The following is a 12,214-nucleotide window of genomic DNA, read 5'->3' on the forward strand; positions in this document are numbered from 1 at the left end:
AAAATCGACGTCCACACCGTGTTGTAGTTGATCGCACTCGCCATCACGGCGACCAGTGCCTCGCCGGGGCCGAGCTCGGGAACGGGGACGTCATCCACGTGCAACGACTTGCGCGGATCCTTGTCCCGGCTCTCCAAGCCCTCGAACATGTCGACCTCGTCCGCGTGCACCGTCACCCCGCGGTAGCTCTCGGGCACGGGCAACGAGCCCACCGCGGCGGACTCGCCGTTCAGGATGGCCTGCTGGATCTCGCCGAGCTGCGTCATCGGTTCCTCCGCGGAGATGGGGGCGTTGGCGGCAGAAATTACTCGCCGGTAACACGCGTCCACAACTGTACGAGACGGACAGCACGATTACACGCCGAACTGTGACCGGCTCACCTTGACCGGCTGGCCAGTCAAGCGGATCATCGACGTCGGGTACACCACCCGACCAGCAGTTTCACCGACGGAGGTGAGCACGAATGAGTGAAGTCTCTACGCGCGCGTGGACCCGGCCCCACGACTGGGCCGAGGTCGTCATCGGGGTGGTCGCCGCTCTTTCACCCCTTTGGCTGAGCACGGACACGACCGCGATGTGGACGATGGTCGTCCTGGGCGCGCTGATCGCACTCGACGGCCTGGTGTCGCTGGCGATGCCGGGCATGGTCTACGGCGAAGGCATCCAGATCGCGCTCGGCGTGCTGCTCTTCATCGCGCCGTGGGTGATGGGGTACACGGAGTTCAACGGCGCGTCCTGGACGTCCTGGATCGCCGGGGTGCTGACGGTCATCGCCGGCGCGGCAGCGATGCCGGTCGCGAACGCCGCGCACCGCACGGCCGGGCAGCACTGACGACGCAGGAGGCACGGGAATGACCGAGGATTCGGCGAAGGAGCGCATCCTCTGCGCCGCCGAGGCGCTCTTCGCCGAATCCGGCTTCGACGCCACCCCGACTTCGCGCATCGCGGAGCAGGCCGGGGTGCCGAAGGGGCTGGTGCACTACTACTTCCGCCACAAGTCGGACCTGCTCACGGCGCTCGTCGCGCGGCTGCCCGACGAGCGCATCGAGCCGGCGGTGGTGGTGGTCCCGGGCGACCTGGCGGGCAGCTTGAGGCGGCTGGTCCGCGAGCTGGACCACCGCTTCAGCAGGTCACTGGGGCTGTCGCACTTGCTGTGGCGCGAGGCGGACACGCACCACGTGGTCCGCGACGCGCTGCACGAACGTTTCCAGGTCCTGGTCCGCCAGGTCAGGGCGGTGATCGTCGCGGCGACGGGTGGCGTAGTGCCGACGGCCGACGTGGATCGGGCGTCGGGGCTGCTGGCGCGCGCGGTGAGCCACCGGCACGCGACGGCCCGGCATTCGGAGGACGACCTGCCCGCGGAGTTCGACGGGGAGCTGACGTTCATCGCGGACGCGCTGTCGTCCAAGGCCGCGCCCGCTTAGCCGGGTCGCGTTCGCCGCGGCCGGCGCGCGCCGGCTCGGCTGGGTGCTCTGTCGGCCGTGGGGTTACCGGCGACCGGCTTGCGTGGTTGTGCCGCCAGGTGGCGCGCTCTTGCCCGCCTGGCCGGCTTGGCTGGGCGTGCTCGCTCGGCTGGCGGGTGCCCCCGCCGGCCGGCCCGCGTGCCCGCGCACTGCTGGCGGGGTGGTGCGCCCGCTGATGCGCGCCTTGCCGGCCCGCCATCGAGGCAGTGGCCCGCTTCCGCCGGCGGTGTCCGTGCTCATTGGCGTGGTGGCCGCGCGCCCGTTTCTTGTCACGGGCGTGCGGCTCCGCGCCGAACCCTTGCGGCGGATCGACTCAGTGCGCCGTGGCGTCCTTGGCCGGCTCCACCAGTTCCACCAGGACGCCGCCCGCGTCCTTGGGGTGGACGAAGTTCACCCGGCTGTTCGATGTGCCCCTCTTCGCCTCCTCGTACAGCATGCGCAGGCCCTTTTCGCGCAGGGCCGCCGCCGCGGCGTCCACATCGGACACGCGGTAGGCCAGCTGCTGCAGGCCCGGGCCGCTCTTGGCCAGGAACTTGCCGATCGCCGAGTCGTCGCGCAGCGGGGCCAGGAGCTGGATCTGCGTCTCCGTGCCCGCCGTGCCCGGGGCGCGCAGCATCGCCTCGCGGACTCCCTGCTCCTCGTTCACCTCCTCGTGCGCGACCTCCAGGCCGAAGTGCGCGCGGTGGAACTCGATGGCCGCGTCCAGGTCCGGGACCGCGATGCCGACGTGGTCGATGGCCGTCACGAACGGCCGCAGGGCGTCATTCATGGAGGCAGGATAGGGGGCCCGCGCGCCGCTTCGAGGCGGAATCGTCGCGTGCCCCGCCTCACACTGGCTCCATCAAGAAGCCCTGCTCCCGGGTATGGTCGGGAAAACTGCCCATGCGCCGATGCTTGGAGGACGCCGTGTCCGGTTCCGTGATCCTGGGTGCCGCCCGTACGCCGATCGGGCGCCTGCTGGGCTCCCTCAAGGACTTCACGGGCGCCCAGCTGGGCGGGGTCGCGATCAAGGCGGCCCTCGAACGCGCCGGCGTCTCCCCGGACGCGGTGCAGTACACGATCATGGGTCAGGTGCTGACCGCCGGCGCCGGCCAGATCCCGGCGCGGCAGGCCGCCGTCGCCGCGGGCATCCCGATGAGCGTGCCCGCGCTGACCATCAACAAGGTCTGCCTCTCCGGCCTCGACGCCATCGCGCTCGCCGACCAGCTCATCCGCGCCGGCGAGTTCGACCTCGTCGTCGCCGGCGGCCAGGAGTCGATGACCCAGGCGCCGCACCTGCTGCCCAAGTCCCGCTCCGGCTTCAAGTACGGCGACACCACGCTCGTCGACCACATGGCCTACGACGGTCTCTTCTGCGCCTTCGACCAGGTCGCCATGGGCTCCTCGACGGAGAAGTACAACTCCCGCTACGGCGTCACGCGCGAGCAGCAGGACGCGTTCTCCGCCCGCTCCCACCAGCGCGCCGCCGAGGCGATCGAGAACGGCTACTTCGCCGACGAGATCGCGCCGGTCTCCATCCCGCAGCGCAAGGGCGACCCGGTCGTGTTCGACACCGACGAGGGCGTCCGCGCCGACACCACCGCCGAAGGCCTCGCCAAGCTGCGCCCGGCCTTCGCCTCCGACGGCACCATCACCGCGGGCTCGGCCTCGCAGATCTCCGACGGCGCCGCCGCGGTCATCGTCGCCAGCAAGGCGAAGGCCGAGGAGCTCGGCATCACGCCGCTCGCCGAGATCGGCGCGCACGGTGTCGTCGCCGGGCCCGACGCGAGCCTGCACGAGCAGCCGTCGAACGCGATCCTCGCCGCGCTGGCGAAGGCGAACCTGACCGCCGACGCCCTCGACCTCGTCGAGATCAACGAGGCCTTCGCCGCTGTCGGGCTCGTCTCCACCGAGAAGCTCGGCCTCGACCCGGAGAAGGTCAACGTCAACGGCGGGGCCATCGCGCTCGGCCACCCGATCGGCGCCTCCGGTGCCCGGCTCGCCGTGCACCTGATCCACGAGCTGCGCCGCCGCGGTGGCGGGCTCGGCGCGGCCGCGCTGTGCGGTGGCGGCGGCCAGGGCGACGCCCTCCTGCTGCGGGTGCCGTCGGCGTAAGTGGCCGGACCACTCGACCTCGACGACCTCGTCGGCCGCGCGCGGGACGGGCAACCCCGGGCCGTCGCGCGGCTGCTGTCGCTCGTCGAGGACGCCCACCCGCGTGTCGCGGAGATCGCCCGGGCACTCACCCCGTACACCGGGCGAGCCCGGGTCGTCGGGCTCACCGGGCCGCCCGGTGTCGGCAAGTCGACATCGACCTCGGCCCTGCTCACCGCGTTGCGCGCGGAGGGCAAGCGGGTCGGGGTGCTCGCCATCGACCCGTCCTCGCCGTTTTCGGGAGGGGCGCTGCTCGGCGACCGGATCCGGATGACCGAACACGCCACCGACCCCGGCGTGTTCATCCGCTCGATGGCCACCCGCGGGCACCTCGGCGGGCTCTCGTGGGCGACGCCGCAGGCGGTGCGCGTGCTGGACGCGGCCGGTTTCGACGTCGTGCTGATCGAGACCGTCGGCGTCGGGCAGTCCGAAGTGGACGTCGTGAAACTCGCCGACACCACGGTGGTGCTGCTCGCGCCGGGCATGGGCGACGGCATCCAGGCCGCGAAGGCCGGGGTGCTGGAGATCGCCGACGTCTTCGTCGTGAACAAGGCGGACCGCGAGGGCGCCGACGCCACCGTGCACGACCTCAAGCAGATGATCTCCCTGGCCCGACGGGAAATCCGGGGCCCGAGCTGGCGCCAGCCGATCGTGCGGACCGTCGCGGCCAAGGGCGAGGGCGTCGACGAGGTCGTCCGGGCGCTGGCCGCGCACCACGACTGGCTCGCCGAGCACGACGAGCTGGCCCGGCGCCGGGTGGCCCGGGCGCGCGACGAGGTCGAGGCCATCGCCATCCGGCGGTTGCGGGCCGAGCTCGTGGACCTGCGTGGCGGGGGACGGCTCGCCGGTGTCGCCGAGCGGGTCGTGGCGCGGGAACTCGACCCGTTCGCCGCCGCCGACGAGCTGATCGCGGACCTTCGCGGCTAGCGCGGACGCGAGCCGACTCAGCAGGAACCGTGCCACCGCAACGGGTCTTCGCCGAACTTCCATGGTGTGCTCCCCTCGTGGGCGGCGAGTTTGCCGCGTGCCGACCATCGTGCGCCGGGGGTCCGACAATTTCCGGGGTGCGGGCGCCGAGGTTCACCCGATGGGCTGACGAGGGCGACTTTCGCCGGTTCTGGCTGTCGGTGCCGCCCCCTAGACTGCGGGACGCTCCGGAACCGGGCGATCACTGGGAGGGCGTGCAGCATGAAGAAGACACTTCTGACCGCGCTGGCGGCGGGCGCGTTGTTCGTGGCCGGTCAAAGCGTGGCCACGGCGGCCGACGCTCCGCCGCCGAAGACGACCCACGGGCCTTGCCAGTACACCGAAACGCCGGACGAACCGCCCGCGCGGCCGGTGCCGCTGCCGCCCGACCCGCGGCACACGCCGAGCCACGGCAAGGTCGACGTCGCCATCCCGACCAGCCAGGGCGCGCTGCCGCTGCGGCTGGACCGCGCGAAGGCGCCGTGCACCGTGCAGAGCTTCCTGCACCTGGCGCGGCACCGGTTCTACGACCACACGGTGTGCCACCGGCTGACCGCGTACCCGACGCTGAAGGTGCTGCAGTGCGGCGACCCGACGGCGACCGGTGAGGGCGGGCCGGGCTACAAGTACAAGGACGAGCTGCCGGTGGACCTGCCGCCGGCACCGACCGACCCGACCGGCGCCCGGCGTGTCTACGCGCGTGGCCTCCTGGCCATGGCCAACGCGGGGCCGGACACGAACGGTTCGCAGTTCTTCGTCGTGTACGGCGATTCCGCGCTGCGGCCGAACTACACGGTGTTCGGCACGGTCGGTGCGGACGGGCTGCGGACGCTGGACAAGGTCGCGGCCGGCGGGATCCAGCCGACCGCGGAGGACCCGGCGCCGGTCGACGGGACGCCGGTGCTGCGGACGGAACTGCTGCGGGTCCGGCCGGACTGCTGGTTCTGACGGTGGTCGCGGGCCGCTCCGGTGGGGTGGCCCGCGGGCATCGCGGGTGCTTGGCGGGGTATTTCGCGTGATTGGGCGGGCTTCATGCGTGATCGAGGGGGCATCACGTGTGATTGGAGGGGCATCACTCGTGATTGGGGACGGGGTTGGCGGGATCGGGGACGGAACTCGTGTGATTGGGGGCGGATTTGGGTTAGGGGGTTGCTTCGGCTAGGGCTTCTACGAGGTTTTGGGTTGCTCCCTTGAAGGCGTGGGCCGGGGTTGCGGCGTAGCCGACGATGAGGCCGCCGGGGCGGCCGGGGGTCATCCAGTGGCTGGAGAGGCCCTCGATGCCGATCGAACGGCGGCGGCAGGCCGCCAGGGCGGTGGCCTCGGAGGGGCCGTCCGGGGGCAGCATGAGGAGCAGGTGCAGGCCCGCCGCGATGCCGTGCGGGCGCACGGAGTCCGGTAGTGCGGCCAGGAGGCGGGTGCGGCGCGAGCGGTACTCCGCGCGGCTGCGGCGGACGTGCCGGTCGTAGGCGCCCGAGTCGATCAGTTCGGCCAGGGCCAGCTGGTTCAGCAACGCCGGGCGTGAGCCGCTGTCGGCCATCGCCGCGCGGACCGGCTCCACCAGCGAGCGCGGCAGCACCAGCCACGCCAGCCGCAGCGCCGGGGCGAGCGTCTTGCTGGCCGTTCCCGCGTACACCACCCGCTCCGGCGCCAGTGCCTGCAACGCCCCGACCTGCTGGCGGTCGAAGCGGAACTCGCCGTCGTAGTCGTCCTCCAGCACGAACGCGCCCGACTCGCTCGCCCAGCGGGCCAGCGCCGCCCGGCGCGGTGGGGCCAGGGTGACGCCCGTGGGGTACTGGTGCGCCGGGGTCACGACCACCGCCGGACTGTCCAATGCGGACACGTCGAGGCCGTGGCCGTCGACGTCCACGCCGACGATCCGCGGACCCTGTGCCGCCGCGATCGACCGGTACAGCCCCAGCGAAGGGTCCTCGAACGCCATTTCGCCCGTACCCAACGAAAACAAGGCCCGGGACACCACCGCGATGGCGTGCGAAAACCCGTGGCACACCACGATCCGCGCCGGGTCGGCGACCACCCCGCGGGCCCGGGCCAGGTAGCCGGCCAGCGTGTCGCGCAGCTCCGGCGCGCCCAGCTCCGACTCGTAGCCGAACGCCGACGCCGGTGTCCGCAGCAGGGCCCGCCGGGTCGCGGTGAGCCACGCTTGGCGCGGGAACGCCGTCAGGTCCGGACGGCCCGGCCGCAGGTCCCAGCGCGGGGCCGGGTCGCGCGGGGCCTGCCGCGGCGCGGACTGGGGCAGCGAGCCCGCCGTCGCCACCCGGGTCGGCGCGCCCTGGGCCGTGCGCAGGTAGCCCTCGGCCGCCAGGTCGGCGTACACGCGGGTGACCGTGCCGCGGGCGACGCCGAGGTCGTGGGCCAGCGCGCGGGTCGAGGGCACCGCCGCGCCCGCCTGCCACCGGCCGTCCCGGATGGCCGCGCGGATCGCCGCCGCGAGCCCGGTGCGGCCGGACGCGGGCTGCCAGCCGAGGTGGACGTCGAGCCCGGAACTGGACCACGATTCCGTCATGTGACTGGACCATACCCGTGGACCAGTTCGCACTAGCGTGGACGGCATGAGCAAGCGAATCGCGCTCGGGGGCGCCCCCGAGCTGTACCAGGCGATGGCCAACCTGCAGGCCGAGGTGAACAAGGCCGGCGCCAACGCGGGGCTCGACCCCAAGCTGCTGGAACTGGTGAAGACCCGCGCGTCGCAGATCAACGGCTGCGCGTACTGCCTCGACATGCACTCCCGCGACGCGCTCGAGCTGGGCGAGTCGCCGCGGCGGCTGTTCGTGCTCGACGGCTGGCGCGAGACCGACCTGTTCACCGAGCAGGAGCAGGCCGCCCTCGCCCTCACCGAGGCGATGACCAAGCTTTCGGCGACGCAGTCCGTGCCGGACGACGTCTACGAGCAGGCCGCGAAGGTGTTCACCGAGGAGCAGTACCAGGCCGTGGCGTGGGAGATCATCGCCATCAACAGCTGGAACCGGATGACCATCACCAGCCACACGCCGCTGCCGAAGCGGGACGCGTGACCGCCGCCGCGCTCAAGGCGCTGCACGTCCCCGGCAAGCCCCTGGTCCTGCCGAACGTCTGGGACGCCGACACCGCGAAGCTCGTCGAGGCCGCCGGGTTCCCCGCCATCGCGACCAGCTCGGTCGCCGTGGCGGCCGTGCTCGGGTTCGCCGACGGCGAGCAGGCGCCCGCCGCCGAGATGTTCGCCGCCGCCGCGCGGATCGCCGCGGCGGTCGGCATCCCGGTCACCGTCGACGCCGAGTCGGGCTACGGCCTGTCCGGCAGCGAACTGGCCGGCCGGCTGCGCGACGCCGGGGCCGTCGGCTGCAACTTCGAGGACACCGACCACGCGACCGGCGACGTCCGGGCCGTCGGCGAGCAGGCGGCCCGGATCGCCGCCCTGCGCGAGGCGGCGGGTGACGTCCTGGTGATCAACGCCCGGGTCGACTCCTTCCGCGGCGTGGACCCGAAGGAAGCGCTCGAGGCGGGCGTTGCCAGGGCGAAGGCTTACCTGGAAGCGGGCGCCGACTGCGTCTACCCGATCCACCTGCGCACGCCGGAGCTGATCGCGGAGTTCGTGCGGGAAACCGGCGGGGCGGTCAACGTGACCGCGTGGCCGGGCAGCCCGGGCCTGGAAAGCCTCGCCGGACTGGGGGTGGCGAGGATTTCGCTGGGCGGCGGGCTCTGGCAGTACCTGCGCAAGCAGTTCGAGGCCGCCGTGACCGGGGTCGCGCAGGGCGAGCTGCCGTACTGAAATGGCCGAAGGCCGCCGCGAGGGGATCGGGAACACCCTCGCGACGGCCTTCGGTGTCGGTGAAACCGGCGGACCTAGTGGACGACCGCCTTCTCGGCGCCCGCGCCGGTGAGGGAGCGGACCTCCATCTCGGCGTACTTCTTCTCGTCGTGCTCCTTGGACAGGACCGTGCCCAGCCAGCCCAGGATGAACGCGGCCGGGATCGACACGATGCCCGGGTTGCTCAGCGGGAACCAGGCGAAGTCCGCGGTCTTGATCATCGACGTGCTCTTGCCGGACACCGCCGGCGAGAACACGATCAGCACGATCGTGATCGCCAGGCCACCGTAGATCGACCACAGCGCGCCCTGGGTGTTGAACCGCTTCCAGAACAGCGAGTAGAGGATCGTCGGCAGGTTCGCCGACGCCGCCACCGCGAAGGCCAGCGCGACCAGGAACGCCACGTTCTGCCCGTTGGCCAGGATGCCGCCGCCGATGGCGAGGGCACCGATCACCACCGCGGTGATCCGGGCGACCCGGACCTCCGAGTCCGGCGACGTCTTGCCGCGCTTGACGACGTTCGCGTAGACGTCGTGGGCGAAGGACGCCGACGCCGTGATCGTCAGGCCGGCGACCACCGCGAGGATCGTCGCGAAGGCGATCGCGGAGATCAGGCCCAGCAGCACCGGCCCGCCCAGTTCCAGCGCGAGCAGTGGCGCGGCGGAGTTGACCCCGCCCGGTGCCTTCTTGATCGTGTCCGGCCCGACCAGCGCGCCGGCGCCGTAGCCGAGCACCAGCGTGAACAGGTAGAACACGCCGATGAGCACGATCGCCCAGACCACCGAGCGCCGCGCGTCGCGGGCCGTGGGCACCGTGTAGAAGCGCATCAGCACGTGCGGCAGGCCCGCCGTGCCCAGCACCAGCGCGATGCCGAGGGAGAAGAAGTCCAGCTTCGACGTGCCGGTGGCGCCGTACTGCTTGCCCGGCCCGAGCAGCGTCTCTCCGGCCTTGCCCGCCTTGTCGACGGCGGCCTGCAGCAGGGTGGAGAAGTTGAAGTTGTACTTGCCGAGCACCCAGAGGGTGATCACGAGCGCGCCGACGATGAGCAGTGCGGCCTTGATGATCTGCACCCAGGTGGTGCCCTTCATGCCGCCGATCAGCACGTAGGCGATCATGATGATGCCGACCACGGCGATCACCAGCGCTTGCGCGCCGCCGCCTTCGACGCCGAGCAGCAGGGCCACGAGGCCGCCGGCGCCCGCCATCTGCGCCAGCAGGTAGAAGAACGACACGGCCAGCGTCGACGTCGCGGCCGCGGCCCGCACCGGGCGCTGCTTCATCCGGAAGGCGAGGACGTCGCCCATGGTGAACTTGCCGGTGTTGCGCAGCAGTTCCGCGACCAGCAGCAGCGCGACGAGCCACGCCACCAGGAAGCCGATCGAGTAGAGGAAGCCGTCGTAGCCGTTGATCGCGATCGCGCCGGCGATGCCGAGGAACGACGCGGCCGACAGGTAGTCACCCGAGATCGCGATGCCGTTCTGCGGGCCGGTGAACGCGCGGCCGGCGGCGTAGTAGTCCGACGCCGTCTTGGTGTTGCGGCTGGCCCGGAACACGATCACCAGGGTGATGATCACGAAGAGGGCGAAGATGCCGATGTTGAGGAGCGGGTTGCTGCCCTCGACGCTCGCGGCAAGTGTCGCGGTCATGCCTGCTCCTTCTCGATGTCCTCACGGATCTTCTCGGCGACCGGGTCCAGCTTCCGGTTCGCGTACCGGACGTAGAGGCCGGTGATCACGAACGTCGAGACGAACTGGAGCAGGCCGAAGATCAGGCCGACGTTGATGTTGCCGACCACCTTGGTGCTCATGAAGCCGTGCGCGTAGTCCGCGAGGAGCACGTACAGCAGGTACCAGAGGAGGAACACCGCCGTCATCGGGAAGACGAACCGGCGCAGGCGGCTGCGCAGCTCCCGGAACTCGGTGCTCTCGTGTGCCCGCTCCCAGATGGTTTCGGATGTCTCCGGGGGCCCGCCGGTGTCCGTCGTGCTCATCGCTGCTCCCTGCGACGCTGCGGAAAGTGACGTGCGACACCGTAGGGACGCGTGAGTCTCGCGTGAAGATTCAGCGGTTCAACAGCCGGGTCAGACGACGAACGGTTGACGAACGGTCGCGAGGTCCCGTCGAACGGGGTTCGTCGAGGTGGAGGCGCAGCATGGCTGCCGTCGACCAGGCGGGGGGCCTGCCCCGCAGGGAGACCAGCGCCATTACGCCGAACGCCAACGGTACCGACCATGGTGCCGGTTGCTGCACCAGGATCGCCACCCAGCCGTGCAGCGGCGGCCCGGCGAGGGCGAACAGGATCGAGGCGGTCGAGGCCACCAGCCCGGTCAACACGCCCGCGATGCCACCGGTCGCCGTCAGCCGCGGCCACCAGATGCCGAGGACCAGCAGCGGGCAGAACGTCGACGCGGCCACCGTGAAGCCCCAGGTGACCAGGACGCCGGCGTCGAGCTCGGCCGAGCGCAGCGCCAGCAGCACCATGATCCCGGCGACGCCGAACACCGCGATCCGCAGCCGCCGCAGCCCGCCGGGGACGAGGTCGTGCGCGAGCGCGCCGGACATCACCAGCAGCAAGCCCAGCGACGTCGCCAGGAACGCGGCGAACGCACCCGCGGTCAGCAGGGCCGTGAACAGCCCGCCCGCCCAGCCACTGTCCACTTGGGACGGCAGGGCGACGACCACGGTGTCGGTCGCGCCCGAGAGGTACAGCCCGGGGACGAGGACCCGGCCGAGCACGCCGTAGACGCCGGGGAAGAGGTAGAAGACGCCCAGCAGCGCGACCGTGATTGCCGCGGTGCGGCGCGCGGCGCGGCCGTCCGGGCTGGTGTGGAAGCGCATCAGGACGTGCGGCAGGCCCATCGTGCCCAGCATGGTCGCGATGAGCACGGCCCAGGTGCCCAGCAGCGGGTAGCCCTGATCGCCCAGGTCGAGCAGGGGGCGCCGCCAGTCGGGCCCGCCCAGTGCCGCGCCGCCGCGGACCGCGGGGACGGCCGCGCCCGTACCGAACACGACTTCGTCCTGGCTGTGCGCGGTGAATTCGCCCGGCGGCAGGACTTCCACGACGCCGTTGCGCCGCACCGGGGTCGGCTCGCGGATCTCCATGGTGACGTCGACCTCGAACCGCACCGGCGTCTCGCGGGCGAAGTGGGTGAACTCGACGGGGTTGAGCGCGTCGGTCCGGTTGACCGCGCCGGCCTGCAGCGTCAGCCAGATCGCCGGGATGAGGAACAGCAGCAGCTTCAGCACGAACTGGAACGCCTGCACGTACGTCGCCGCGCGCATCCCGCCCAGCGCGAGGGTGACGCTGACCGCGGCGCCGGCCAGCACCACGCCGACCCAGTACTGCGTGCCGCCGACCGCGGCGAGCACCAGACCGGCCGTGCGGAACTGCGGGACGACGTAGATCGTGCCGATCACCAGCACGACGACGGCGGTCAGGCGGCGCAGCGCGGGGGAGTTGAGCCGGGCTTCGGCGAAGTCGGGGACGGTGAGCGCGCCCGACCGCCGCATCGGCGCGGCGACGAGGACGAGCATCGCGATGTAGCCGGCGGTGAAGCCGACCGGGTACCACAGCGCCCCGATGCCGTCCTTGACGACGAGCCCGGCGACGCCGAGGAAGGAGGCGGCCGAGAGGTACTCGCCGGAGACGGCGGCCGAGTTCACCAGCGGCGAGATCCGGCGCGAGGCGACGAGGAAGTCCGACGTCGTGCGCATGGCGGCGACCCCGCGGACGCCGATCAGCAGCGTCACGAGCACGACCGGCGCGACGGCGAGCGCGACGCCCACTAGCCGGCCCTCCCGCGCTCATGCGCCCCAATGTGGCGTTGGGGGTGGGGGAAGCTCCGGAC

At 71.9% G+C, this 12,214-nt stretch carries 12 protein-coding genes and 1 pseudogene; 7 read left to right on the forward strand and 6 right to left on the reverse strand.

Annotated elements, in window-relative coordinates; translation table 11 throughout:
- Positions 1-266: pseudogene (locus ACWEVN_RS40975) on the reverse strand (crotonyl-CoA carboxylase/reductase); the annotation flags it as partial.
- 197 nt (positions 267-463) lie between these two features.
- On the opposite strand from ACWEVN_RS40975, the gene ACWEVN_RS40980 reads away from it, so the two are divergent.
- Together ACWEVN_RS40980 and ACWEVN_RS40985 are read left to right on the forward strand one after the other, a co-directional pair.
- Complete coding sequence (locus tag ACWEVN_RS40980; protein ID WP_071831581.1) at positions 464-832, forward strand: SPW repeat domain-containing protein; 369 nt, start codon at positions 464-466, stop codon at positions 830-832.
- Between the two features lie 19 nt (positions 833-851).
- Complete coding sequence (locus ACWEVN_RS40985) at positions 852-1,424, forward strand: TetR/AcrR family transcriptional regulator (RefSeq protein ID WP_449685852.1); 573 nt, start codon at positions 852-854, stop codon at positions 1,422-1,424.
- A gap of 352 nt (positions 1,425-1,776) precedes the next feature.
- Here the strand turns inward: ACWEVN_RS40985 and mce are convergent, their stop codons facing one another.
- Positions 1,777-2,232 (reverse strand): methylmalonyl-CoA epimerase, encoded by a 456-nt coding sequence (mce, locus tag ACWEVN_RS40990; protein WP_449685851.1) that lies wholly within the window; start codon positions 2,230-2,232, stop codon positions 1,777-1,779.
- A 137-nt stretch (positions 2,233-2,369) separates the two neighbouring features.
- Between mce and ACWEVN_RS40995 the strand changes: the two genes are divergently transcribed.
- The 3 genes from ACWEVN_RS40995 (at position 2,370) to ACWEVN_RS41005 (ending at position 5,510) form a co-directional block, all read left to right on the forward strand.
- Positions 2,370-3,557 carry an acetyl-CoA C-acetyltransferase gene (locus tag ACWEVN_RS40995; RefSeq protein ID WP_452054883.1) on the forward strand — a complete coding sequence of 396 codons (1,188 nt, stop codon included), beginning with the start codon at positions 2,370-2,372 and terminating at the stop codon, positions 3,555-3,557.
- A complete protein-coding gene (meaB, locus tag ACWEVN_RS41000; protein WP_452054884.1) occupies positions 3,558-4,523 on the forward strand; it encodes a methylmalonyl Co-A mutase-associated GTPase MeaB in 966 nt (321 codons plus the stop codon).
- A gap of 261 nt (positions 4,524-4,784) precedes the next feature.
- Positions 4,785-5,510, forward strand: a complete 726-nt coding sequence (locus tag ACWEVN_RS41005) for a peptidylprolyl isomerase (RefSeq protein WP_452054885.1) — start codon at positions 4,785-4,787, stop codon at positions 5,508-5,510.
- A gap of 193 nt (positions 5,511-5,703) precedes the next feature.
- Here the strand turns inward: ACWEVN_RS41005 and pdxR are convergent, their stop codons facing one another.
- Positions 5,704-7,086, reverse strand: coding sequence for a MocR-like pyridoxine biosynthesis transcription factor PdxR (gene pdxR, locus ACWEVN_RS41010; protein WP_452054886.1), 1,383 nt, complete (start codon positions 7,084-7,086; stop codon positions 5,704-5,706).
- Between the two features lie 46 nt (positions 7,087-7,132).
- Here pdxR and ACWEVN_RS41015 point away from each other — a divergent pair, with 46 nt between their 5' ends.
- Both ACWEVN_RS41015 and ACWEVN_RS41020 read left to right on the forward strand, forming a co-directional pair.
- A complete protein-coding gene (locus ACWEVN_RS41015) occupies positions 7,133-7,594 on the forward strand; it encodes a carboxymuconolactone decarboxylase family protein (RefSeq protein WP_449685847.1) in 462 nt (153 codons plus the stop codon).
- On the forward strand, positions 7,591-8,328 hold the full coding sequence (locus tag ACWEVN_RS41020; RefSeq protein ID WP_452054887.1) for an isocitrate lyase/PEP mutase family protein: 738 nt from the start codon (positions 7,591-7,593) through the stop codon (positions 8,326-8,328). The genes ACWEVN_RS41015 and ACWEVN_RS41020 overlap by 4 nt, the downstream gene beginning before the upstream one ends.
- Positions 8,329-8,402: 74 nt before the next feature.
- Here the strand turns inward: ACWEVN_RS41020 and ACWEVN_RS41025 are convergent, their stop codons facing one another.
- From ACWEVN_RS41025 to ACWEVN_RS41035, 3 genes are all read right to left on the reverse strand, one after another.
- Positions 8,403-10,013, reverse strand: coding sequence for a solute symporter family protein (locus tag ACWEVN_RS41025; RefSeq protein WP_449685845.1), 1,611 nt, complete (start codon positions 10,011-10,013; stop codon positions 8,403-8,405).
- Positions 10,010-10,357, reverse strand: coding sequence for a DUF485 domain-containing protein (locus ACWEVN_RS41030; protein ID WP_310977541.1), 348 nt, complete (start codon positions 10,355-10,357; stop codon positions 10,010-10,012). The genes ACWEVN_RS41025 and ACWEVN_RS41030 overlap by 4 nt, the downstream gene beginning before the upstream one ends.
- A 70-nt stretch (positions 10,358-10,427) precedes the next feature.
- Positions 10,428-12,152 (reverse strand): sodium/solute symporter, encoded by a 1,725-nt coding sequence (locus ACWEVN_RS41035; protein ID WP_452054888.1) that lies wholly within the window; start codon positions 12,150-12,152, stop codon positions 10,428-10,430.
- Positions 12,153-12,214 lie beyond the last annotated feature (62 nt).

It is taken from the genome of Amycolatopsis sp. NPDC003861, assembly GCF_053605405.1.

Bases quoted from the DNA above. Each gene is read 5' to 3' on its own strand.
- ACWEVN_RS40985 (WP_449685852.1), top strand. From the start codon at position 852: ATGACCGAGGATTCGGCGAAGGAGCGCATCCTCTGCGCCGCCGAGGCG.
- pdxR (WP_452054886.1), bottom strand. From the start codon at position 7,086: ATGACGGAATCGTGGTCCAGTTCCGGGCTCGACGTCCACCTCGGCTGG.
- ACWEVN_RS41030 (WP_310977541.1), bottom strand. From the start codon at position 10,357: ATGAGCACGACGGACACCGGCGGGCCCCCGGAGACATCCGAAACCATC.
- ACWEVN_RS40980 (WP_071831581.1), top strand. From the start codon at position 464: ATGAGTGAAGTCTCTACGCGCGCGTGGACCCGGCCCCACGACTGGGCC.
- ACWEVN_RS41025 (WP_449685845.1), bottom strand. From the start codon at position 10,013: ATGACCGCGACACTTGCCGCGAGCGTCGAGGGCAGCAACCCGCTCCTC.
- mce (WP_449685851.1), bottom strand. From the start codon at position 2,232: ATGAATGACGCCCTGCGGCCGTTCGTGACGGCCATCGACCACGTCGGC.
- ACWEVN_RS41005 (WP_452054885.1), top strand. From the start codon at position 4,785: ATGAAGAAGACACTTCTGACCGCGCTGGCGGCGGGCGCGTTGTTCGTG.
- ACWEVN_RS41015 (WP_449685847.1), top strand. From the start codon at position 7,133: ATGAGCAAGCGAATCGCGCTCGGGGGCGCCCCCGAGCTGTACCAGGCG.